Source organism: Arachnia propionica (genome assembly GCF_003932785.1).
Taxonomy (GTDB): domain Bacteria; phylum Actinomycetota; class Actinomycetes; order Propionibacteriales; family Propionibacteriaceae; genus Arachnia; species Arachnia propionica_B.
In genome coordinates, this window is record NZ_RQYT01000036.1 from 1 (window position 1) to 22,089 (window position 22,089).

General features: G+C 67.2%; 20 protein-coding genes. 8 read left to right on the plus strand and 12 right to left on the minus strand.

The genetic code is table 11. From position 1 onward, the window contains the following. On the minus strand, positions 1 to 1,975 hold a 1,975-nt coding region (locus EII35_RS12170; protein ID WP_185744310.1), incomplete at its 3' end, for a S8 family serine peptidase. A gap of 259 nt (positions 1,976 to 2,234) precedes the next feature. On the opposite strand from EII35_RS12170, the gene EII35_RS12175 reads away from it, so the two are divergent. The 3 genes from EII35_RS12175 to EII35_RS12185 all read left to right on the plus strand — a co-directional run bounded on the left by EII35_RS12175 (position 2,235) and on the right by EII35_RS12185 (position 4,667). After that, positions 2,235 to 3,713, plus strand: a complete 1,479-nt coding sequence (locus tag EII35_RS12175; RefSeq protein WP_125228741.1) for a hypothetical protein — start codon at positions 2,235 to 2,237, stop codon at positions 3,711 to 3,713. Between the two features lie 65 nt (positions 3,714 to 3,778). Continuing rightward, entirely contained in the window at positions 3,779 to 4,222 is a 444-nt protein-coding gene (locus EII35_RS12180; protein ID WP_125228742.1) for a hypothetical protein, read from the plus strand. Positions 4,223 to 4,247: 25 nt separating this feature from the next. Continuing rightward, positions 4,248 to 4,667, plus strand: coding sequence for a hypothetical protein (locus tag EII35_RS12185; RefSeq protein ID WP_125228743.1), 420 nt, complete (start codon positions 4,248 to 4,250; stop codon positions 4,665 to 4,667). A gap of 23 nt (positions 4,668 to 4,690) precedes the next feature. On the opposite strand, the gene EII35_RS12190 is transcribed toward EII35_RS12185, so the two are convergent. Continuing rightward, the gene (locus tag EII35_RS12190) at positions 4,691 to 6,115 is read right to left on the minus strand and encodes a heparan-alpha-glucosaminide N-acetyltransferase domain-containing protein (protein WP_125228744.1); all 1,425 of its coding nucleotides are present in this window, start codon (positions 6,113 to 6,115) and stop codon (positions 4,691 to 4,693) included. Positions 6,116 to 6,372: 257 nt separating this feature from the next. Here EII35_RS12190 and EII35_RS12195 point away from each other — a divergent pair, with 257 nt between their 5' ends. From EII35_RS12195 to EII35_RS12210, 4 genes are read left to right on the plus strand one after another with little or no spacing between them, the layout of a single operon-like run. Further along, positions 6,373 to 7,866 (plus strand): methylmalonyl-CoA carboxytransferase subunit 5S, encoded by a 1,494-nt coding sequence (locus EII35_RS12195; RefSeq protein WP_125228745.1) that lies wholly within the window; start codon positions 6,373 to 6,375, stop codon positions 7,864 to 7,866. An 8-nt stretch (positions 7,867 to 7,874) separates the two neighbouring features. Beyond that, the gene (locus EII35_RS12200) at positions 7,875 to 9,431 is read left to right on the plus strand and encodes an acyl-CoA carboxylase subunit beta (RefSeq protein ID WP_125228746.1); all 1,557 of its coding nucleotides are present in this window, start codon (positions 7,875 to 7,877) and stop codon (positions 9,429 to 9,431) included. A gap of 11 nt (positions 9,432 to 9,442) precedes the next feature. Further along, entirely contained in the window at positions 9,443 to 9,700 is a 258-nt protein-coding gene (locus tag EII35_RS12205) for a hypothetical protein (protein ID WP_125228747.1), read from the plus strand. A gap of 16 nt (positions 9,701 to 9,716) precedes the next feature. Beyond that, positions 9,717 to 10,076, plus strand: a complete 360-nt coding sequence (locus EII35_RS12210; RefSeq protein ID WP_125228748.1) for a biotin/lipoyl-containing protein — start codon at positions 9,717 to 9,719, stop codon at positions 10,074 to 10,076. A gap of 91 nt (positions 10,077 to 10,167) precedes the next feature. On the opposite strand, the gene EII35_RS12215 is transcribed toward EII35_RS12210, so the two are convergent. The 10 genes from EII35_RS12215 to phoU form a co-directional block, all read right to left on the minus strand. Then, a complete protein-coding gene (locus EII35_RS12215) occupies positions 10,168 to 10,671 on the minus strand; it encodes a universal stress protein (RefSeq protein WP_124843257.1) in 504 nt (167 codons plus the stop codon). A 17-nt stretch (positions 10,672 to 10,688) separates the two neighbouring features. Then, a complete protein-coding gene (locus tag EII35_RS12220) occupies positions 10,689 to 12,044 on the minus strand; it encodes an MFS transporter (protein WP_125228749.1) in 1,356 nt (451 codons plus the stop codon). After that, positions 12,041 to 12,508: an SRPBCC family protein gene (locus EII35_RS12225; RefSeq protein ID WP_260465118.1), complete on the minus strand. Its 468-nt coding sequence runs from the start codon at positions 12,506 to 12,508 to the stop codon at positions 12,041 to 12,043. The genes EII35_RS12220 and EII35_RS12225 overlap by 4 nt, the downstream gene beginning before the upstream one ends. Before the next feature lie 105 nt (positions 12,509 to 12,613). Then, entirely contained in the window at positions 12,614 to 13,621 is a 1,008-nt protein-coding gene (locus EII35_RS12230; RefSeq protein ID WP_124843251.1) for a YeiH family protein, read from the minus strand. A 156-nt stretch (positions 13,622 to 13,777) separates the two neighbouring features. Further along, positions 13,778 to 16,132, minus strand: coding sequence for an ATP-binding cassette domain-containing protein (locus tag EII35_RS12235; protein ID WP_125228751.1), 2,355 nt, complete (start codon positions 16,130 to 16,132; stop codon positions 13,778 to 13,780). Between the two features lie 30 nt (positions 16,133 to 16,162). After that, positions 16,163 to 17,230: a WD40 repeat domain-containing protein gene (locus tag EII35_RS12240; RefSeq protein ID WP_125228752.1), complete on the minus strand. Its 1,068-nt coding sequence runs from the start codon at positions 17,228 to 17,230 to the stop codon at positions 16,163 to 16,165. 359 nt (positions 17,231 to 17,589) lie between these two features. Then, the gene (locus EII35_RS12245) at positions 17,590 to 18,339 is read right to left on the minus strand and encodes a phosphoglyceromutase (RefSeq protein ID WP_125228753.1); all 750 of its coding nucleotides are present in this window, start codon (positions 18,337 to 18,339) and stop codon (positions 17,590 to 17,592) included. A gap of 37 nt (positions 18,340 to 18,376) precedes the next feature. After that, the gene (locus EII35_RS12250; protein ID WP_125228754.1) at positions 18,377 to 19,339 is read right to left on the minus strand and encodes a polysaccharide deacetylase family protein; all 963 of its coding nucleotides are present in this window, start codon (positions 19,337 to 19,339) and stop codon (positions 18,377 to 18,379) included. Positions 19,340 to 19,432: 93 nt separating this feature from the next. Next, positions 19,433 to 20,008, minus strand: a complete 576-nt coding sequence (locus tag EII35_RS12255; RefSeq protein WP_221739742.1) for a DM13 domain-containing protein — start codon at positions 20,006 to 20,008, stop codon at positions 19,433 to 19,435. A 100-nt stretch (positions 20,009 to 20,108) separates the two neighbouring features. Beyond that, on the minus strand, positions 20,109 to 20,774 hold the full coding sequence (gene phoU / locus EII35_RS12260; RefSeq protein ID WP_125228755.1) for a phosphate signaling complex protein PhoU: 666 nt from the start codon (positions 20,772 to 20,774) through the stop codon (positions 20,109 to 20,111). A 166-nt stretch (positions 20,775 to 20,940) separates the two neighbouring features. Between phoU and EII35_RS12265 the strand changes: the two genes are divergently transcribed. Further along, positions 20,941 to 22,089 (plus strand): sensor histidine kinase, encoded by a 1,149-nt coding sequence (locus tag EII35_RS12265; RefSeq protein ID WP_125228756.1) that lies wholly within the window; start codon positions 20,941 to 20,943, stop codon positions 22,087 to 22,089.

The following is a 22,089-nucleotide window of genomic DNA, read 5'->3' on the forward strand; positions in this document are numbered from 1 at the left end:
TGACGCAGGTGCTGCCGGTGGTGAAGGTGTGGTCGCGGTCGCCTCGGTTGGTGAGGGTGATGGTGAAGGTGCGGGGTCCGTCGATTTGGCGCAGGGCAATGTGGGGTTCACCCTCGACCGTGGCGAAGACCTGGGTGGTGATCGCATCCTGGGTCTGGACGAGTCCGGCTCCGATCTGGCGGGGTGCGTAGGGCTGGCCGGGGGTGTGTTCGAGGATCTTGGCGGTGTTGGCCATCGCGGTGCGCAGCAGGGAGTTCCGCTCCACCGCGGTGAGGTCCGGGTAGCGTTCGCGGTACTTCGTCAGTGCCAACGCGAAGGCGCCAGCGACGTGGGGTGCTGCCATGGAGGTGCCGGAGTCGGTGCTGTACCGGTTGTCGTTGAGTGTGGAGTACACATCTCCACCGACACCTGCGAGCTGCGGCTTGAAGTCCAGCTCCGGAGTTGCTCCCCATGAGGTGAAGCTGGATACCCGGGGTGAGTCACTGACGTGGAGGGCCGTGGAGTCCTTGGTCAAGGTGATGCGTGCGGTGCCTCCGGCGGCCTGGATGGCGTCGCGGAGCTGCAGTCCGACGGATCGGAACATCAAGGCTGCCGGGATGGTGAACTCCTCCAGCCCCGACATGCCTGCGAAGGCCTCGCCCCCGGTCTCATGGTTGAACACGATGACACCGATCGCACCGGCCTCGACGGCGTTGGTGAACTTCTCGGCGAAGGACAGGTCACCGCGTTCGATGAGGGCGTAGCTGCCCCGGGTGTTGGCCGGGAACTCCTCGGGGCGTCCCAGCCCCGCGAAGACGATGTCATGCTCCTGGAGGTCGAGGTCGCCTCGCTGCAGCTTGTACGGCAGCTCCACCGTTCCTCCCGCTCCCGTCAACCGGGCGAGCGAGGCCAGCACGTGGGTGTTGTCCACCGAGGCGATGGCCAGCGCCTCGGTGGTCGAGGCTGGAGAACCCATGGTTCCGTCGTCCAGCATCTCCGAGTAGTCGATCTCGTTCCCGCCGGGAGAGCCGTTGAGCCCTTCGTTCCCGGCAGCCACGATCACCTGGACCCCGGCGGCCTGGGCAGCGGCGATCGCACGTCCCTGACCGACCGAGGACTCGTTCGTGCCGTTCGCGGAACCCAGCGACATGTTGATGACATCGGCGCCGAGCTTCACGGAGTCCTCGATCGCGGCGATGATGTCATCCTCCTTCGCCCCTCGCTGGGCGGGGTCGTTGGAGAAGACCTTCATCGCCAGGAGCTGGGCGTTGGGGGCGATGCCGTTGATGCGGCCGTTGGTGATGGCGTCGGCCTCGGGCCCGCCGTTGGCGGCGACGATCCCGGCGACGTGCATGCCGTGCATGGATCCGGCGGTGTCGACGAAGTTGGAGTTGCCGTCGGCGTAGTTCCAGCCGTAGGGGATCTTGTCGGTGGCGAGCTCACCCTGAGGGGTGAGCTTCTTCGTCACGCCGTCGTCGAGGCGCATGTCCTGGTGGGTGGGATCGATCCCCGTGTCGATGACCGAGACCACGATGCCACTGCCGTCCACTCCCATGTCATTGCGGACGGCGACGCTCTGGGTCAGGTCGCCTGCCGTCTGCATCGAGGTGGTGTAGATCTTCAGGGTCTCCACACTCTCGACGTCGGGGTCGGCCGCCAGCTCCCGGATCCTGCTCTTCGGCAGGGTCGCAGAGAACCCGTGGATGAGTGTCCCGAACTGGCGACGGAGTGTGAAGCCCTCGGTGCCCTCCCAACGGCTGAGCACCCGCTGAACCGCATCGAGGCCCTCTCGCCCGGGCGACGGTGCGGCGGGCTGGTCCTTCAGCAGCACCATGACCTCACGAGGGGCGTTGGGGTCGCTGTGAACCGCTCGTTCCGCGGGGGATCTCTCGCTCTGGAACGGCGGCGGCGCCGGAGCGGGATCGGCCGTGGCCGGTGGTGCCAGTGGTGCGAGCAGCAGGGACAGGGCGGCGACCGCCACCGTGGTTCTCTTCATGGATGTCCTCACGCGGGTACTAGGCCGGATGGGGTTGGGAAACGCGGCGAGCCTAGTCAGCGCCATTGGTCCTGGACAGTGTGCTTTCGGACATCGGGACGTTCCTGTTGCACGAGGGATGTCACCTGAATGCAGCTGACTAGGCAGCATGTTCCGAAGGCCTGATGTGAGCTCGCAGAAAGCTGACCATAAGGATGACATGGGTGGCGGCGGTCCCCGGCGGATGGCTGTCACACTTGCCGCGGAGAGGAGACCGAGGATGCCCAATGAGGCGCTCATCGACTGGGTGATGCAGCCACGGAGCCTGTCCGACCTCATGCATTGCCCCATGGATGATGAGGTGATGCGGGCTTATCCCGCGCAGGCGCGTCGGCTCCACCCCCGGCTGCATGTGATGGGTGTGCCTGCCAGGAGTGCTGTGCTCGCACTCCGTTGCGGCGGGGAGGTCCGACATGTCCTGGCAGGTATGAGGGCCTCGGGCCTGGAGCAGCTGGAGGCGGAACCGGCAGCGTGGGAGCAGTTCGTCCGGCTCTGTTCGGATCAGGGGACCCCGTGGGTGAGTCGCCTGATCGCCGCCGCGGGGCGTGGCGACCTTGAGGCCTATCCGCTGCTGGCACGTCTGGTCGCCGACCACGGACTCGACCAGCCCGAGTGGTTCCGGATCGCCCGGCTCGGCCGTCCTGAGGGTGTCGGTGTGGTGGGGGGCCCCGAGGATCAGGAACCCTGGTACCGCCACCTCCTTGGAGCGTTGCAGGGGTTCGGGTCGCAGGCGCGTACCGAGAGCACCGAGGCCCTCATCGCGTCTCTCGCCAGCCATGACGGATGGCGCCCTTGGGACCTCGGCAGGTGGGCGGTGGTCCTGCTCGTCCGGCTCGGCGCCACTGCGGAGCAGGTCCTGTGGTCGCTCCGCGAGTGGCCGGTCATCGACGGGACCGGTTCTAATCCGACGTTCCGGGGCGAGTTCCTCGCGGCTGTCGCGGAGCGGGGGCAGGGCTTCGCCGCAGAGGTCGTCGCCCTGGCGGCATCGGATCCGCTGGTTCTGCGGGGTGGTGTCGACCTGGTGGAACTGCTCATCGTCCACCATGATCTACCCCTGCCAGGGAGCCGCGCTTTCTGGAAGTGCTGGTCGGGGGAGTGCGCCATCCCGGCGCCGGGTCAGCGGTGGCAGGAGCATTTCCTCGCCGCCTGTGCGGTGCGGGACATCCTGGTGCCCTTCGCCGACCCCGAGGCGCACATGGAACAGGTCGCGACGGGGATTGCCGAGCTGCGCACCGCCGAGAAGGTCGACGACGCGGCCCTGACGGATGCTCTCCTCACCGTGTGGGAACGCGGAGACCGGCCCTCCTCCCAGCGGTCCGTCGTCCACTGGCTTCGGGCCCTTGGGTTGGCGGATCGACTGCAGGCGCAACGACCCCGACTGATGGCGGTCCTCCCCATGCTGGACGGCGCCGCCTGGACCTTCGTCGTCGAGTTGGTGCTCGCCGGTCAGCTCAGCGATGCCGAACTCGTGGGACTCGCCGTCATCGTCCTACCACGCGGGCCGCGCACACTCGGACGGAAAGTGCTGCAGGCGCTCGAGCGGCTCGACGAGGCACCGCAGGAGCTGCGTGAGACCGTCGCCGTGCTGGTGGACCACGCCCACGCCCCCACCGCGAGGCGGGCCCGGGGGTTGTTGGAGTCGTGGCAGGGGTCGCGGGGTGAGTCCCCCCTTTGGCCAAGGAGTCGGGATCAAGCTTGAGATGACCAAAAGGCCAGCCGAGTCGACGTGTCCTGCAGTGAACCGTGCCCCCTACCCTCGCTCGCATGACTGGATTCCACGCCGCTCTCGCGACGCTCGTCCCGGTGTCGCCCGACCTCCGCAGCCCTGTGGCGGAGGATGACTCCTACCAGCTGGTCCTCAAGCGTTGGACCTCGACGGGGTCACTCGGGTCGCGGAGCTACACCGTCATCGGTCGGCGGGTGAGGCTGGTCGAGGTGGACTCCTCGGATCGGGTGGTGCGGGACCAGGTGCGGACCCTCCGCACGGCTGAGCATGCCCGGGCCTGCGAGCTCGCGGGGGAGACCCTGCGGGACATCCGGGAACGCGGCGAGGAGGATCCCTCGGCCTGTGAGCTGGCCATCATCCGCGATTTCAGCACCCCGGAGCAGGGCAACTACCTCAGCAGCGGTGACACCGTCGACTCCTCGCTGGTGCGTCTGGAACGGATCCTCCGCGGCGAATCCCTGGTCAGCCGACCCAACCACTGATCCCGGCCAGCCCTACCCTTGGGGCATGAGACGGTTGCTGGTCCTGCTGCTCCCCGTGGTGATGACCCTGGGCTGTTCCGCGGGCGGCGGTGAAGCGATCCCTGAGTCCTATGAACTGCGCCACATCGAGGGCAATGTCGCAGGTCCGCAGGGGGAGCGCAGCTACCGGGTCGACGGGGACACGGTGACCATCGTGGTGCGGGACGCCCAACAGCAGGTGGTTCAGGAGCGAACCCGTGTCCTGTCGGGGGCCGAACGTGAGGCAGCGGCTGCGGAGATCTCTCGGGCCCTTCGGGCGGGAACCGGCCAGGTGTGCACTGACTCACCCGAGTACCGGCTCACCGTCGACGATCCATCACAGAAGTCCCGCGAGGTGACCATCTCCGAGTGCTTCTCCGACGAGGTCGCCCCCTTCAGGGAACTCGAGGGCATCCTGGCCGGGTGACAAGGGGCCAAATGGCGCGCGGATCAGCGCTTTGGATGTCCGGCCAGTCGGTCGGCGAGCGCGCCGGTCATCTGTTCCAGTGGCCCCGAGGTGAAGACCTGCTTCCACAGTGCGCACAGGATGATCAGCCCGAGGGAGAGTCCCAGCGCCAGATGGAGGTCCAGGACGTGGTCCCTGAGGCTCTGGATGACGAGGACGTGTGCCATGTAGGCGGTCAGTGCCATGGAGCCGATTCCGATCAGTGGGAAGAGAACGAATCGGCTCCACCTCACCCGGCCCAGCAGGACCAGGCCGGCGATGGTGGCCAGCGCCAGGCCCCCGGAGGACAGTACCTCGAAGGGTGAGCCGGAGTGGGGGGTGAGAGTCCACAGCACGGCCTTCCAGTTGATGGGTTGACTCAGGTCGATGATCTTCCCATCGCTCGACCCGGATCCCCCCGGCATCGAGCCGGGATCCCAGGATCCTGAACCCTCCGACGGGTCGATGCCGAGCTTCTGGTTGATGAGCGTGTCCAGCGCCTCCCACTGCTCCGGCGTCATCGTCTTCAGCTGCTGCTCCGACTCCTCCTGGGTGCACGGGACGAGTTGGGTGTTGTCCTCCGTGAGGCAGAGGGGGTCGGTGGGGAAGTCGCTGGGCAACACGTTGCTGGAGACGCTGGGTGTGGGGAAGCCCTTCTCGCCTTGGCCGAACAGCGGCGCGAGGGAGCGGGCCTCGATGAGGAAGGGGGCGGCGAAGGCGATGAACATCACCAGGCCCGTGGCGAGGAAGACCCTGAGGCTCGCGATGTTGTCCAGGCCGTATCGGCCCAGAGCCATGCCGGCCAGGACGAAGGACATCCAGACGAAGGCGGGGAAGACGGAGCTCGCCAGCATCTCCGGGACGAAACTGGTGCCGTTTGCATACGGCCGCCCCCATTCCACGAACCACGTGCTGGTCATGACGGTGAGCAACTGGCCGAACAGGGCGTGACATGCCGCCACGATGAGCAGCGTCCGCGGCCGCCATGTCAGGGCTGGCAGGGCGAGGACGAACCAGAATGCATACGAGGCCAGGATGACGGAGATGGGGGTGGGGATCAGTGACAGGATCGCGGCGAAGCCCATGAGGGCGATGGCTCGACCGAGGAGGCGCAGCCTCACCCGCAGCAGTTCCTCTCCCTCCGGCGGCCTCGACCCGCCGCTCATGATGGCCAGGGCCACGCCCGCCACCGTCGCGAAGAGGATGGAGGAGCGGCCATGGCTGAACCCGAGCAACCCGGCAGGATCCTCCCCGAAGGCCCGATCGGTCACTGAGTGGGCGACGATCATTCCCACCACGGCGAGGCCACGCGCGGCGTCGACCCCGAGGACTCGCGGCAGGGGGCGGCGGGCGTCCCTCAATCGAGGCCACCAGGGCCTCGCGGGGCGCAGCGTCACGGTGGGGGTGGGATCGACGGCGGTATCAGACACGAGGGTCAGGTTAGGTCACGACGACACCTGAGGAGAAGAGCTTGTGGGATGAGGTTCTGGTGTCGAGGCAGCGACCCGGGGCTGATCCACGTCGGCCCAGGGTGGTGGTTGGGGCGTGCCGTGACGGGGCCGGGTGAGTTTGAACACCGTTCAAGCGTTTGTCCTCGTCGCGGCCTGGTCGGACCAGAAATGCCGGCGCCACGCGAACAAGGGGGGCGGGTGCCCCGTCAGAACACCTCCATGGTTGGATAGGGACCATGAGTCCTCGAAAGATCGGCGTCACCGAAGTAGCCCTCCGGGACGCCCACCAGAGTTTGATGGCAACCCGCATGGCCATGGAAGACATGGTCGACGCCTGCGCCGACATCGACGCGGCCGGTTACTGGTCCGTGGAGTGTTGGGGTGGTGCCACCTTTGACGCCTGCATCCGATTCCTCAACGAGGATCCGTGGCAGCGGCTGCGCACCTTCCGGGAACTGATGCCCAACTCCCGGCTGCAGATGCTGTTGCGTGGCCAGAACCTCCTCGGGTACCGCCACTACGAGGACATGGTGGTGGAGAAGTTCGTGGAGAAGTCCGCCGAGAACGGCATGGACGTCTTCCGCGTCTTCGACGCCCTCAATGACCCCCGCAACATGGCCCGCGCCATGCAGGCGGTCAAGAAGGTCGGCAAGCACGCCCAGGGCACCATCTGCTACACCATCTCCCCGGTCCACACCGTCGAGGGCTATGTGAAGCTCGCCGGGCAGCTCATCGACATGGGGGCCGAGTCCATCGCCCTGAAGGACATGGCCGCCCTCCTCCAGCCGCAGCCCGCCTACGACATCATCCGGGGCATCAAGGAGACCTACGGCGACATCCAGATCAACGTCCACTGCCACTCCACCACCGGCGTGACCCTGGTGTCGCTCATGAAGGCCATCGAGGCCGGGGCCGACGTCGTCGACTCCGCCATCTCGTCGATGAGCCTCGGCCCGGGCCACAACCCCACGGAGTCCCTCGTCGCCATGCTCGAGGGCACCGGCTACACCACCGACCTCGACATGGAGCGTCTCATCCGCATCCGCGACCACTTCGCCCGTGTTCGGCCGAAGTACGCCGAGTTCGAGTCGGCCACACTCGTCGACACCGACATCTTCTCCTCCCAGATCCCCGGCGGCATGCTGTCCAACATGGAGTCGCAGCTCAAGGCCCAGGGGGCGGGCGACCGGATCCGTGAGGTCATGGAGGAGGTGCCGAGGGTCAAGGCCGACGCCGGGCACCCGCCGCTGGTCACCCCGTCCTCCCAGATCGTCGGCACGCAGGCCGTGTTCAACGTCCTCATGGGCCGCTACAAGGTGCTCACCGGTGAGTTCGCCGACCTGATGCTCGGCTACTACGGCGAGTGCCTCGGCGAGCGCAACGCGGAGGTCATCGAACTGGCCCGCGCCCAGGCGAAGAAGGATCCCATCACCGTCCGCCCCGCCGACACCCTCACCCCCGAGTGGGACGAGCTGGTCGCCCAGGCCAACGCCCTCGAAGGGGCCGACGGGTCCGAGGAGGACGTCCTCACCAACGCCATGTTCCCGGGGGTCGCGCCCGGGTTCTTCAAGACCCGCGCTGAGGGGCCGAAGAACGTCGGCAAGACCCCGGAGCAGCTCAAGGCCGAGGAGGAGGCCGCCAAGCGCAAGGCGCAGGGCATCTCCGGCCCCGTCAAGTACAACGTCACCATCGCTGGCCGTTCGCACAGCGTTTCCGTCGAGCCCGCCTGAGGAGCATCATGACCAAGGAACACACGATGGCCGAGCGCCTCCAGCAGCTCGAGGAGGCCCGCGCCAAGGTCGAGGCCGGAGGTGGCCTCGACAAGCTGGACAAGCAGCGTGCCAAGGGCAAGCTGACCGCCCGTGACCGCATCGCCGAGCTCATCGACGAGGGCACCTTCCAGGAGACCGGCGCCTTCCGTCGCAACCGCACCACCACCTTCGGCATGGACAAGGCCGACATGGCCGCCGACGGCGTGGTCACCGGCTCCGCGACGGTGATGGGCCGTCCCGTGCACCTCGCCTCCCAGGACTTCACCGTCATGGGTGGCTCCGCCGGTGAGGCCCACTCCATCAAGGTCACCGAGATGCTCAAGGCATCGTTGCAGACCGGAACGCCCTTCATCTTCATCAACGATTCGGGCGGCGCCCGGGTCCAGGAGGGCATCGACTCGCTGTCCGGCTACGGCAAGGTCTTCTACGCCAACGTCCTGCTCTCGGGTGCGGTGCCGCAGATCTCGATCATCGCCGGTCCCTGCGCCGGTGGTGCCGCCTACTCCCCGGCGCTGACGGACTTCATCATCCAGACCCGCAAGGCACACATGTTCATCACGGGTCCTGGCGTCATCAAGCAGGTCACGGGCGAGGAGGTGACCCAGGACGCCCTGGGTGGGGCCGACGCGCACATGGCCCGCTCCGGTGTGGTGCACTTCGTGGCCGACGATGACGAGCAGGCCATCCTCATCGCGAAGAAGCTGCTGAGCTTCCTGCCGCAGAACAACACCGAGGAGCCGCCGATCGTCGATCCGGATGACTCCATCGAGCCGAACGAGAAGCTGCGCGGCATCATCCCGACGGCCTCCAACAAGGGTTACGACATCCGTGAGGTGATCGCGGAGATCGTCGACCACCGCGATTTCCTCGAGGTCCAGGCCGGATGGGCGATGAACATCGTGGTCGGGTTCGGCCGCATCAACGGCCGCACCATCGGCATCATCGCGAACCAGCCGTCGGTGATGTCGGGCGTGCTGGACATCGACTCCTCCGACAAGGGCTCGAAGTTCATCCGCTTCTGCAACGCCTTCAACATCCCCGTGGTCAACCTCGTCGACGTCCCCGGGTTCCTGCCCGGCGTGGCCCAGGAGCACGGCGGCATCATCCGTCACGGCGCGAAGATGCTCTACGCCTACTCGGCGGCGACGGTGCCGAAGATCACCGTGGTGCTGCGCAAGGCCTACGGCGGCGCCTACCTGGCGATGTGCTCGAAGGACCTCGGCGCCGACAAGGTGTTCGCCTGGCCCACGGCGGAGATCGCCGTCATGGGTGCCGAAGGTGCGGCCAACGTCGTGTTCCGTCGTGAGATCGAGGCCGCCGAGGACCAGGCCGCCAAGCGTGAGGAACTGGTCGAGGAGTACCGCGAGACCTTCTCCACGCCGTACATGGCCGCCTCGCGGGGCCTCGTCGACGACATCATCGACCCGGCTGACACCCGTCGTGAGATCGCCCTGGCGCTCGAGCTGCTCGTCGGCAAGCGCGAGGTGCGGCCCCCGAAGAAGCACGGCCTCGGCCCGGCCTGATCGGAACGCCCATGTCTGACACGAACACCGAGCTGCTCGCAGCGGTCGAGAAGCTCACCGCTCAGCTCAAGGTCCTCGAGGAACGCATCGCCAAGCTCGAGTCCCGCCAGCAGATTCCCGAGTCCGATCTCGTGGCGATCGGCGCCGCCGTCGCCGCGTACTTCGGGCACAAGGCGAAGATCCGGGCCGTGCGCTTCGGATCCCAGTCCCGCTGGGCCGCGGCCTCCCGCGGTCAGGTCCACAACCGTGTTGTCCCACACACCCGCTGATTGAAGGAGATAACCCATGAAGCTCAAGGTGACCGTCAATCAGACGGAGTACGAGATCGATGTCGAGGTCGAGGAGGAGGAGCGCCACGGACTCGGCCCCATCGTGATCGGTGGCGGCGGCCCCACCCCTGTCGCCCCCACCACCGCGTCGGTGAGCGCGGTCAGTTCCAACGCCGTCGTGGCGCCGCTGGCCGGTTCCGTGGCCCGCATCCTCGTCAACGAGGGTGACGAGATCGAGGCAGGCCAGGTCCTGCTGGTCCTCGAGGCCATGAAGATGGAGACCGAGATCACCGCTCCGGCTGCTGGCAAGGTGGCCGCGATCCTGGTGAGCCAGGGTGAGCCCGTTCAGGGCGGCCAGGCGCTCATCGAACTCTGAACCGCAATCACGGCGGGGCCGCACCTGTTGGTGCGGCCCCGTTCGTCATGTCAGGTCATGGGTGCTCGACCCATGACCTGACCGGGGGTGCTCAGCCGTCGCTCTCCGGGCGGTGCTGATCGCCCTGGGGCACGTCCCCGAAGGGTCGCACCATCAGCACGTCACAGTGGGCACGGCTGACCACTTCGCGGGCGACGTCGCCGAGCAGACGGCCGGTGATGGAGCGGTCCCGGATGGCACCGATGACGATGAGGTCACCGAGCCGTTCCTTCGAGGTCTCCAACAGGGCGTCTGCCGGGTCGGCCTCCACCAGCAGTGCCGCCCTGACCGTCGCACCGGCTGCACGGGCGATGTCCTGGGCGTGCTGGACGGCCCGGGTGGCCGCCTCCTTTCCCGGTACCTGGCCGAGACGGCTGGCGGTGGTGTCACCGAGGTTGATCTTTGCGTCGCCGCGGCGGGAACCACCGCCGTAGGCGCAGACGATGACCAGCTCGGCCTCCTCCTTGACCGCGATCCATGCGGCACGGGTGACCGTTGGGCCTGCCAACTCGGAACCGTCGGTTCCGACCACGATGGTGGTGTAGTCCTTGAGCATGTCTCCTCCTTCACTGGTCAATGCCCAGCAGGTGCTGGGACGGAGAGGTCGTCGACGTCCTTGACGATGGGCGGTTCCTTGATCCACAGCATCGCGACACCTGCCAGGGCGAGGAACACCGCGGCGAAGGTGATGGCATGGCCGGGGTCGTCACCGATCCACCTGTAGACGGTGCCGAAGGTGATGGTCTGGATCAGCATCGGGATGACGATCATCATGTTGATGATGCCCATGTAGACGCCGTAACGGGTGGACGGGACCATGCGCACCGCCATGATGTACGGCACCCCCATGATCGAGGCCCATGCGATGCCGAGCCCGATGATCGGCACGAACAGCAGGTACTTGTCGGTGATGTGGGGGAAGAAGGCCAGTCCGAGGGCGGCCAGGAACAGGCAGCCGGTGTGGACGTACTTCGCCCCGTAACGTTTCGCCATCGCCACCAGGGCGAAGGCGACACAGAAGGTGACGACGTTGTAGCCGCCGTTGACCAGACCGGTCCAGGCGACGGCGTCGGCATAGGCTGAGCTCTTGGTGTCGGTGGTGTTGAAGGCGGATTTCGCCACCGACAAGGAGACGTACTGCCAGTAGCAGTTCATGGCATACCACTGGAACAGGTAGACCAAGGCCAGTTTGCGCAGTTGGACGGGCATGTCGAGGAGGGCGTCCCAGATCTCCTTGACCGCACCGCCGAAGGACAGCTTGTTCCTGCGGATCTCCGCCAACTCCTCGGGGCTCGGCTCGATCTCCTTGGTGGACAGCACCGAGATCAGCACGGTGGCCAGGGAGGCGACGGTGCCCAGCATGAAGGCCGACATCACCCAGTAGTAGATGCCGTTGCCCATCGCGCTCTCACCGAGCAGGGCCTTGAAGATGAACAGGGAGACATTGGCCAGGGTGATGCCCAGACCGGTGAAGAAGGACTGTGCCAGGAATCCCTTGGCCAGCTGCGAGGGAGGCAGCTTGTCGGAGATGAAGGCCCGGTACGGTTCCATCGCGGTGTTGTTCGAGACGTCCAGCAGCCACAGCAGCAGCACCGCGATCCACACCGCGGAGGCGAAGGGGAACAGAAACAGGCCGATGGAGCAGCCGATGGCCCCGATGAGCAGGAAGGGACGTCGTCGTCCCCACTTCGGGACCCAGGTCTTGTCGGAGATCGCACCGATCATCGGTTGGACCAGCAGACCTGTGATGGGTCCGGCCAGGTTCAGCAGTGGCATCTCCTCAGGGTTGGCCCCCAGCATCGTGTAGATCGGGTTGACGGCGGTCTGCTGCATCCCGAAGGAGTACTGGATTCCGAAGAATCCCAGGTTCATCAGCAGGATCTGCCGCATCGTCATGAGCGGCTTCTGCCGCACCACGGTGGCGCTCATCGGGTGACCCCTTCAGGATTGGCCGCCAGGAACTCCTGGAGGCGGTCGAGTTCGAGTTCCCATCCCTTGGCGTGGAACTCGGCGCGGGATGGGTCGTAGGGGCCCTGCACGATGCGCACGAAGCAACTGGAGCTGTTGCGTCCGTTCTTGACGAACTCAACGCGCAGCTCCATGGGGACGTCGGGGTCGATGCCGGGATCACCGGTGATCCGCTGCTTGGCGACGAAGACGTCCGGTTCGAAGAACTCGGTGAAGGTGGCGTCCGTGGTGACCCGGACGCTGGGGTCGTTGTCGCATACCTTGACGTGGTGATGTCGGCCGCCGAGTCTTGGCTCGGAGCTCACACTCTCCTGCTCGACGTGCCATCCGGGACTGCCTCGCCACAGCATCATCTCCTCGGGGAGGGTCCAGGCCCGGAACACCCGCTGCTGAGGATAGGAGAACTGCCTTTCGACGATCAACATGACATTTGCAACCATTGTGCACTCCTGCTGAGTGGAATTGCGATACAGTCTGCTGCGTTTCGTCGTGGAAGTCCATACCCCGTTGGGTATGGAAGGGGTGGCGGGCTAGGTCAGCGCAATCCCGGTGCAGGCGATCCCGGCCACGAGCACAGTGGACAGGGCGGCCAGGGCGAAGGGACGTGGTCCCACCCTGCACAGGGCGCGGATCTTCACGCCGCAACCCAGTGCGAACATGGCTGCGGCGAGCAGCGTCGTCTGCAGGATGGCACCGAGGTCGAGAACCGGCTGTGGCAGCGCGACGAAGGAACGCAGACACACCATCGCCAGGAAACCCAGGACGAAGGGTGGCACGATGGGGGGCAGCTTCGTCCGGGAGGAGTTGCGTTGGGCGATCCGGCGTTGCCGGAGACTGAGGATGGCGATGACCGGGGCCAGCAGCAGCACACGGGCCAGTTTCACCACCACTGCGATGGTCAGTGCGCCGCCACCGATGATGCCGCCGACCGCCACCACCTGGGCGATCTCGTGGATGGAGCCCCCGGCCCACATCCCGGCGACGTGTGGCTCCATGCCCAGCAGGGCGGCGACGAGTGGCACCAGCGGGATCATGAGGGTGCCGAAGATCACCACCAGGGCGATCGCGGTGATGGTGTCCTGTTCGTGCTCGTCGTCGGGGTCGATGACCCCGCAGGCCCCGGCGACGGCGGCAGCACCGCAGATCGAGAACCCGCACGCCACCAGCAGACTCAGTCCGGTCGGTATCCGCAGCCAGCGTCCCAGCAGCAGGGTTCCGACCAGCCCACCGGTGACGATGCACACCACCACCAGCAGCATCGGTGCCCCCAGGGCGAGGATGTCACCCAGCACCAGCCGGAGCCCGAGCAGGATGATCCCGGCACGCAACAGTTTCTTGGCCGAGAAGTCGATCCCGGGGCTGAGGTTCGCCTGCAACGGCAGCACATTGGTCAGGGTGATCCCCAGGACGATCGCGATGATGAGTGGGCTGGCAGTGGGCAGGAACAGACTGAGACCGTAGGAGATCAGGGCTGTGACAAGGCACAGCCCCGCCCCGGGAAGCAGCGGAAGCAGACCTTTGATGAACACGGGGGTCATTGTGCACCCCTTGGCCCAGTCCTTCCAGACCCCGGACCCCATCTCCGCCGTTCACACCAGGGTCTTCCTTCCCTCGTGGGATCTCCGCAGAGCTTCGAGGATCGTCGTTGGTCGTCGTGGTGACGGTGAGGCCATGACGACCTTCAGGAGAACAACTCAGCCGGTGACGTGGGCCGCCAGGTGCTGACCGGTCAGGGTGGTGGCCGTGGTGACCAGGTCGTGGGGGGTGCCCTCGAAGACCACGCGGCCGCCGTCGTGTCCCGCCCCCGGGCCGAGGTCGATGATCCAGTCCGCGTGGGCCATCACCGCCTGGTGGTGCTCGACGACGATGACGGAGCGGCCGTCGTCGACGATCCGGTCGAGGAGAGCCAGCAGCTGGTCGACATCGGCGAGGTGAAGACCGGTGGTGGGTTCATCGAGGACCAGGACCGCCGCGGTGGTCCCGAGCTCCGAGGCCAGCCTGAGGCGTTGCCGTTCCCCGCCCGACAGGGTCGTCAGCGGCTGACCGAGGCTGATGTAGCCGAGGCCGACGTCCTCCAGGCGCCGCAGGATGCGCGCGGCCGCGGGGACCTTCGCCTCGGCGGAGGAGAAGAACACGGCCGCCTCGGCGACCGGCATCTCGAGGACATCGGCGATGCTGTGTCCACCCAGCCGGTGCTCCAGCACGTCGGCCTGGAAGCGGCGGCCCTCGCACTCGTCGCAGGTGGTGGCCACCCCCGCCATCATGCCGAGATCCGTGTAGATCACCCCGGCTCCGTTGCACGTCGGGCAGGCACCCTCCGAGTTGGGCGAGAACAGGGTCGGTTTCACCCCGTTCGCCTTCGCGAAGGCCTTGCGGATGGGGTCCAGCAGCCCCGTCCAGGTGGCCGGGTTGGAACGCCGGGACCCCTTGATCGCGGACTGGTCGATGACCGCGACCTCGTCGCGTGGGGCGACGGCACCGTGGATGAGGGAACTCTTCCCGGAGCCCGCCACCCCCGTCACCGCGACGAGACAGCCCAGCGGGATGTCGACGTCCACGTCGCGCAGGTTGTTCAACGAGGCGCCACGGACGGCGAGGTGGCCCGTGGGTCGTCGGACCTCGTCCTTCAGCCGGGCCCGGTGGTCGAGGTGCCGACCCGTGAGGGTCCCCGACTCCCGCAGCCCCTCGACGGTGCCCTCGAAGCAGACCCGACCCCCGTCGCGTCCGGCCCCGGGCCCGAGGTCGACGACGTGATCAGCGATGGCGATCAGCTCCGGCTTGTGCTCCACCACCAGCACGGTGTTGCCCTTGTCGCGAAGCTCCAGCAGCAGCGCGTTCATCCGTTCGATGTCGTGCGGGTGCAGCCCGATGGACGGCTCGTCGAAGACGTAGGTGATGTCGGTGAGCGAGGAACCGAGGTGGCGGACCATCTTCGTGCGCTGCGCCTCGCCACCGGACAGGGTGCCGGAGGGGCGGTCCAGGGACAGGTAGCCGAGCCCGATGCCCACGAAGGCGTCAAGGGTGGTGCGCAGGGAGGCGAGAAGCGGTGCGACGCTCGGCTCGTCGAGGTCCCGGAGCCAGGCCGCGAGGTCGCTGATCTGCATGCGGCAGGCGTCGGCGATGGAGATGCCCCTGATCCGGGAGCTGCGGGCCGCCTCGTTGAGGCGCGTGCCGTCGCACTCGGGGCAGGTGCTGAAGGCGATGGCGCGCTCGACGAAGGCGCGGATGTGGGGCTGCATGGCCTCCACGTCCTTGCTGAGGAAGGACTTGCGGATCCTCGGTATGAGTCCCTCGAAGGTGACGTTGATGCCGTCGACCTTGATCCGTTTCGGCTCCGAGTGGAGCAGGATGTCGAGTTCCCGCTGCGTCCAGTCGCGGAGCTTCTTGTCTGGGTCGAGCCAGCCTGAGCCCTGGTAGATCCGGCCGTACCAGCCGTCGGCGGTGTAGCCGGGGATGAGCAGCGCCCCCTCGCGCAGCGATCTGTCTGCGTCGAACAGGGCGGTGAGGTCGAAGTCGGAGACCTGGCCGAGTCCCTCGCAGCTGGGGCACATCCCGCCGACGATCTCGAACTCCCGCCTCTCCTTGACCTGCCGCCCGCCCTTGGTGACGGTGATCGCCCCGGCGCCGCTGGCGGAGGCGACGTTGAAGGAGAAGGCCTTGGCGGGGCCGATGTGGGGCTCGCCAAGGCGGGAGAAGAGGATGCGCAGCTGGGCGCCGACGTCGGTGGTGGTGCCCAGCGTCGAGCGGGCGTTGCTGCCGAGCCTTTCCTGGCTGAGGATGATGGCGGTGGTGAGGCCGTCGAGGAGATCGACGTCGGGGCGGTCGAGCGTGGGCATGAAGCCCTGCACGAAGGCCGAGTAGGTCTCGTTGATGAGCCGCTGGCTCTCAGCGGCGATCGTGTCGAAGACCAGCGACGACTTGCCGGAGCCGGAGACGCCGGTGAACACGGTGAGGCGTCGCTTGGGCAGGTCGAGGGAGACATCGGCGAGGTTGTTCTCCCGGGCGCCACGCACCCGGATCAGATCGTGGGAGTCGGCAGGGTGGGTCATGGGGACGAGTATCCCCGACTCCGAGAGCCCTCACGACGTGGCGAAGGTGCCCTGGGGTTCTCCGGTTGTCGAATCGAAGACGCTGATTCCCTCGTCGGTGGCGGCCAGCAGACGGCCATCGGGGAGCAGGACCGTGCCGCCGGTGAGGATGGTCAGGCTCACCTCCCTGGTTGTTCCGGTGGCCACGTCGGTGATCTGGAAGGGGCGCGGCTCCAGCGACGCCCCCACGTGGTCGTTGGGGGAGGTGAACAGGGTGGCACCGTCGGGGGTGAGGGTGTCCCAGCTCCGCACCTCGCTGGGCAGATGAGCGGTCTGTCGCCCGGTGGCCGGATCGATCCGGTCCCAGCCGCCGTCGGGGTTGGCGACCAGGAGCGTGTCCTCTGCGACGAGTGGCCGATGAGGGGTGCCGTCGAACCGGAACGCCTCGGTGCCATCCATCTTCAACAGCAGCGTGGCATCGTCGAGGCTGACGACGAGCTTGTCGAGGCTGAAGCCGTGGACCATGGCGTACCCCTCGGCGATCCTCACCCAGGTCAGCCGGTGGGCGGTCTGCCAGTCGAAGATGCCGACGTATCCGTCGTCGCCTCCTGTTGCGACGTACTTGCCGATGGGGGAGCAGACCACGGAGGTGATGGCCGACACCCCGCCGCAGGGCGGCTCGAACAGCGCGTGACCGGTACCGAAGTGTCGTGCGGTGCCACTGGCAGGGTCACTGTGGACGACGGCGGCCCCGACGGCGCCGACGAGGGAGTTGTCGTGTCGGAATCGGGTGACCTCCGACCGGGCTCCGGACAGGGAGTCCGGCAGCAGCCTGCCCGTTGCGGTGTCCCACAGGAGAGCGCCGGAACGTCCCGCCACCTCCATCCACCTGGCGTAGGTCAACACCAAGGAGCCGTCCCGGGAGGGCACGGGGCGCGGCATCATCTGGGCCATGTCGCAGACAGCGGTCACCTTCGAGCGCCGCGTCGGCGCCTCCGGTATCCCGTCGGCCCAGCCGCTGGGCTGCGTCGGCCGGGAGTCACAGCCGACCAGGGCGCTCAGTCCGAGGGTGGTGAGGCCCACGAGCAGTGAACGTCGGGTCAACGGGAGGGTGGTCATGCCACTCAGTGTGCCCGACCGTTGGGTCAGCAACTGCTGGCGACTTGGACGAGGAACGAAGGTGGCGGCTCGCCTGTCTTGTGAGGCAGGCGAATTGAAAAAAGGCAGGCGTTGCTCACGCCCCTCTTCTCCGTTGGTCGAGCCGGGGTGCCAGCGCCAGCCAGCACCCCGAGTCGAGACCCCTGGCACACGGTGCAGGAACCCGAGGTGGACGGGAAGCCCACCGGGTCTCGACACGGGTCCTCCGCAGGCTCCGGACCCGGCTCGACCAGCGGGAAAAGGGATCGTCAGCCAACTGGCCACCCCAAAGCAGCCTGCTGGACAAACCCCACAGCAGATTCGCCTATCCGCGCACCCTCTTACTTCTTGCCCTGGTTCTTGACGGCCTCGATGGAGGCGGCGGCCGCCTCCGGGTCGAGGTAGCGGCCGCCCTTCGTGACCGGCTTCAGGTTCTCGTCGAGCTCGTAGTAGAGCGGGATGCCGGTGGGGATGTTCAGCCCGGCGATGTCCTCGTCGGAGATCTCATCCAGGTGCTTGACCAGCGCCCGCAGCGAGTTGCCGTGCGCGGTCACCAGCACGGTGTGTCCGGCCTTGATGTCGGGCACGATGTCGGATTCCCAGTAGGGCAGCATCCGCGCCACGACGTCCTTGAGGCACTCGGTGCGGGGGCGCTCGGCCTCGGGGATGTCGGCGTAGCGCGGGTCGTTGAACTGCGAGTACTCGGCATCGGTGTCCTGGACCGGCGGCGGCACGTCGTAGCTGCGACGCCACAGCATGAACTGCTCGTCGCCGTACTTCTCGCGGGTCGCCGTCTTGTCCAGCCCCTGCAGCGCCCCGTAGTGACGCTCGTTGAGCCTCCAGTGGCGGCGCACCGGGATCCAGTGCCGATCGCAGCCGTCCAGCGCCAGGTAGGCGGTGTGGATGGCGCGACGCAACAGCGAGGTGTGCAGCACCGTCGGCAGCAGGTCCTCCGACTTCAGCAGTTCAGCGGCCCTACGGGCCTCGGCCTGGCCCTTCTCGTTGATGTCGACGTCCACCCAGCCGGTGAACAGGTTCTTCGCGTTCCACTCGCTCTCGCCGTGGCGGAGCAGGATCAACTTTCCGGTCATGGCCGAAGCCTACAAGGGCTTGGTCGTCTCCGGTGCGTCAGGCGATCACACCGAACTTGAACCCTGCCTTCTTGTACTCCTCGATGATCTCCGGGAGGGCCTTCACGGTGAGGTCCTTGCCCTGGGTGTCGTGGGCCAGCATGACGCTGATGTCCCCGCCGTTGATGGCGGGGCCGATGGCCATGTTGACCATCTCCCGGACCGTTTTCGGTGCTCGATTCTCGGGTTCGGCGTCGCCGGTCATGCAGTTCCAGTCGATCCAGTGGGTGCCCTCGGCCGCCAGCGCCTCGTCGGCGGGCGCCATGTTCTTCCAGCTCATGTGGCCACCGGGGTAACGCCAGCAGTTCGAATCGAAGTCCTCACCCAGGATGGCGCGGATGGCCTCCTTGGACTTGTGGAACTCGTTCACGATGCTCTCCACGTTGGCCTTGCGCCCCGGGTACAGCTTCTTGTAGTCGTGGGTGAAGCTGTGCAGGGCGACCGAGTGACCCTCCGCCACTTCGCGCTTGAGCACCTCGGGGGCGTCGTCGACGATGCGTCCGATGACGAAGAACGTCGCGGGGACCTCGTGCTCCTTGAGGATGTCGAGGATCTGGACGGTCGTGGATGTGTTCGGGCCGTCGTCGAAGGTCAGGAAGACGAGCTTCTCGGGCGGCGTGGAATCCTTGTTGAGCCAAGCCTGCACATCGGCCGCCGGGTAGGCGTACTCCTCGGCCGCCGCGTTGTGGCTCCTGCCCTTCATGACGCTGCCCGGGTCGGCGGTGGGAGTGGGTGTCGGAGTCGGGGTGGGCTCCGGGGCGGCCGACGACGTCTCGGGCGCGGCGGGGGAGTTCTCCGGCTGGGGCGTGGAGGTCTCCGGGGCCGCGGGGGTCTCGGCCGTCTCCGGGGCGGTCGTGCTCTGCGTGGTGGACGAGGACAGCCCTGCGGGGGAGCATGCCGCCAGGCCGAGCGTTGAGGTCAGGCCAATGGTGAGGATGTGGCGGCGGCTGAGTGGGGACATGAACAATCCTTCTTTCCTGTGGATCCCAGGTGATTCTAACGCCGGGAAGGAGCGGGGTCGGTCGTTCGGGCTACGACCCAGGTCCTGAATTGGTCAGACCAGAGGAGTGAGTGCTGCAGCCCCGAAGGAGACCCCGAAAGCGACACACCACAGATCCACCGTGGGCCATGCGGACGGATCGACGTCCGCGGGCAGGGCGTAGACCTGATTCCCACGGTTCCCCTTCAGCGGAGCCAGCTCGAGGTGGGGGTGCTGACCTGCGGTGAACCAGCCGTCGCGGCCCTCGACGACGGGACCGGCCGACAGCCACACGCGCACGTCCGGCCCCGTCGTCGTCTCCAGGTTCTCCAGGGCGAGCTGGTGGGTGCCATCGGGCAGCCGGTAGATGGAGGCCTTGCCGCTGGTGGAGTGCTCGTGCGAGACGAACTCGCCGCTGGAGATCAGCACCGGTCCCTCCGGCTGTTGGGCGCTGCTCTCCGCGGTCGAGGCCGAGCTCTCCGTGGCCCCGGGGGAGGCGGCCGTGGTCGGCGCGACCTGCGGGATCGCGTCGTTGACCTCGACGTTGACGAACAGGAGCCAGGGTTTGAACACGAGGGCCCCGATGGTCACCACGACGAGGGCGATGGCGGCGGAGATGATCCAGGTGCGGCGGGAGAGCTTGATGGCCAAGGGATGTCCTTCCGGGAGTTGCTGTCTTCAGGGGGGACAGTGTGCTCCCGGAGAATAGGTCCGACCAAATCGGTTCCCCGGGTTCCGGGGAAGCCACTTGTCAGGCGTTCGGCCACTCCTCGCCCTCGGGCACCTCGCCCGTGATGATGTAGATCACCCGACGGGCCACCGCCACCGCGTGGTCGGCGAACCGCTCGTAGTAGCGCCCGACGAGGGCCACGTCGATGGCCTGCTCCACGGTCCCGCTCCAGTGGTCCCCGAGCAGCACCCCGAAGTGGTCGCGACGCAGGCTGTCCATCTCGTGGTCGATCTCGGCCATCTGCCGTGCCGCTTCGGCGTCGCGGTTCTTCAACGACGCGTTGGCCAGCCGGGTCATGTCGATGCAGACCTTCGCCATCCGCTCGAAGTTGCCCCGCAGGGAATCGGGGATCGCCGACTCCGGGAAGCGCAACCGCGCGATCTTCGCCACGTGGGCCGCGAGGTCACCCATTCGCGCCAGCTCGAAGACGACGCGGATGGCGGAGACGATGGTCCGGAGCTCCCCGGCGACGGGGGCCTGGAGGGCCAGCAGCGAGAGGCACCGGAACTCGAGGTCCTCGTGCATGGCGTCCAGTTGGGCGTCGTCGGTGACCACCGCCTCAGCCTTGGCCAGATCCGGATTCATGAGGGCCGAGGAGGCCTCGGTGATGGCGGTCTCGACGATGAGTCCCATGGAGTGGAGCGCGTCGAGCACGCCCTCCAGTTCCTCGTGATAGGTGGCGCGCATGTCTACATGCCCTCCGCAGTCTGTCGTTGATCGGGATTGGGGGGATTGTAACCGGGACGGCCCCCGCTCGCCGGACGCTACCCGAGCTTTCCCAGCAACCCGTGACCGTGAGATGACGATCGGGTGAACGGTCCATGAAGTCCCGGTCGTTTCCTAGGATGCTGCCATGGGTCCTGTGCTGTGGGCTGGCGTCGGAGCGCTCGCCGTCCTCCTGCTGTGGGGGATCGTCGCGCACCTCGGGGGAGGTCGGCGTGACTCCAGCACGCAGCGACGGGCCGAGGTGCTGGCCGAGCTCGTCAGGATCGTCGACGTCCTGCCCTTCGCCGCCATGCTCGTCGGGCGACACGACGAGGTGATGCGGATGAACGCGCAGGCCGAGGCGATGGGGTTGGGGCGCGGCACCCGTGTCGGGTTCGCCGACCTCCTCGACGAGGTCCGTCGCTCCCGGAGTGGCCAACGGGTCTTCGCCGGAGTGCTCGCGAGGCAGCGGGAGGCGGCCGAGGAAGCCCTTGAGCTGCAGGTCAACGTCATCCCCCTGGGCGACGAGCAGGTCCTCGTCGTGGCGCAGGACGACTCCGAGGCGAGGCGGGTGGAGGCCGTCCGTCGTGACTTCGTCGCGAACATCTCCCATGAGCTCAAGACCCCCATCGGGGCCATCACGATCCTCGCCGAGACCATCGAGGCTGCCGCCGACGAACCCGCCGACGTCACCCGGTTCGCACAACGGCTCCAGGCCGAGTCGCGGCGGCTGGGGGAGTTGGTGGGGCAGATCATCGAGCTGTCCAGGCTCCAGTCGTCGAACCCGATGCTGGCGACAGAGGTCGTGGAGGTCCGCGATGTCGTCGACGACGCCCTCGCACGCACCCGGGCCTCGGCGGAGGCGAGGGGGGTGAGCCTGATCAGGGGCCCCGCGGTGCCGGCGCGGATCCTCGGCGATCGGTGGCAGCTGTCCGATGCGTTGGCCAATCTCGTCCAGAACGCCGTCAACTACTCGGATCCCGGGGCGAGGGTCGCGGTGACGGTGCTGCGGGCCAGGCAGGACGACGTGGACGTCATCGACATCAAGGTGACGGACAACGGCATCGGCATCAGCCTGGAGGACCAGGAGCGCATCTTCGAACGGTTCTACCGGGTTGACCACGGGCGATCCCGGGAGTCCGGGGGCACTGGGCTCGGACTGTCCATCGTGAGGCACATCGCGTTGGCCCACGGGGGCAGCGTTACAGTGTGGTCGCGGCCCCGACAGGGGTCGACGTTCACCCTGCGGCTCCCGGCCCACGTCGCCGGAACCGTGGGCGTCGAGGAGGGGGAGTGA

Bases quoted from the DNA above. Each gene is read 5' to 3' on its own strand.
- EII35_RS12175 (WP_125228741.1), top strand. From the start codon at position 2,235: ATGCCCAATGAGGCGCTCATCGACTGGGTGATGCAGCCACGGAGCCTG.
- EII35_RS12180 (WP_125228742.1), top strand. From the start codon at position 3,779: ATGACTGGATTCCACGCCGCTCTCGCGACGCTCGTCCCGGTGTCGCCC.
- EII35_RS12185 (WP_125228743.1), top strand. From the start codon at position 4,248: ATGAGACGGTTGCTGGTCCTGCTGCTCCCCGTGGTGATGACCCTGGGC.
- EII35_RS12195 (WP_125228745.1), top strand. From the start codon at position 6,373: ATGAGTCCTCGAAAGATCGGCGTCACCGAAGTAGCCCTCCGGGACGCC.
- EII35_RS12200 (WP_125228746.1), top strand. From the start codon at position 7,875: ATGACCAAGGAACACACGATGGCCGAGCGCCTCCAGCAGCTCGAGGAG.
- EII35_RS12205 (WP_125228747.1), top strand. From the start codon at position 9,443: ATGTCTGACACGAACACCGAGCTGCTCGCAGCGGTCGAGAAGCTCACC.
- EII35_RS12210 (WP_125228748.1), top strand. From the start codon at position 9,717: ATGAAGCTCAAGGTGACCGTCAATCAGACGGAGTACGAGATCGATGTC.
- EII35_RS12215 (WP_124843257.1), bottom strand. From the start codon at position 10,671: ATGCTCAAGGACTACACCACCATCGTGGTCGGAACCGACGGTTCCGAG.
- EII35_RS12220 (WP_125228749.1), bottom strand. From the start codon at position 12,044: ATGAGCGCCACCGTGGTGCGGCAGAAGCCGCTCATGACGATGCGGCAG.
- EII35_RS12225 (WP_260465118.1), bottom strand. From the start codon at position 12,508: ATGTTGATCGTCGAAAGGCAGTTCTCCTATCCTCAGCAGCGGGTGTTC.
- EII35_RS12230 (WP_124843251.1), bottom strand. From the start codon at position 13,621: ATGACCCCCGTGTTCATCAAAGGTCTGCTTCCGCTGCTTCCCGGGGCG.
- EII35_RS12235 (WP_125228751.1), bottom strand. From the start codon at position 16,132: ATGACCCACCCTGCCGACTCCCACGATCTGATCCGGGTGCGTGGCGCC.
- EII35_RS12240 (WP_125228752.1), bottom strand. From the start codon at position 17,230: ATGACCACCCTCCCGTTGACCCGACGTTCACTGCTCGTGGGCCTCACC.
- EII35_RS12245 (WP_125228753.1), bottom strand. From the start codon at position 18,339: ATGACCGGAAAGTTGATCCTGCTCCGCCACGGCGAGAGCGAGTGGAAC.
- EII35_RS12250 (WP_125228754.1), bottom strand. From the start codon at position 19,339: ATGTCCCCACTCAGCCGCCGCCACATCCTCACCATTGGCCTGACCTCA.
- phoU (WP_125228755.1), bottom strand. From the start codon at position 20,774: ATGCGCGCCACCTATCACGAGGAACTGGAGGGCGTGCTCGACGCGCTC.
- EII35_RS12265 (WP_125228756.1), top strand. From the start codon at position 20,941: ATGGGTCCTGTGCTGTGGGCTGGCGTCGGAGCGCTCGCCGTCCTCCTG.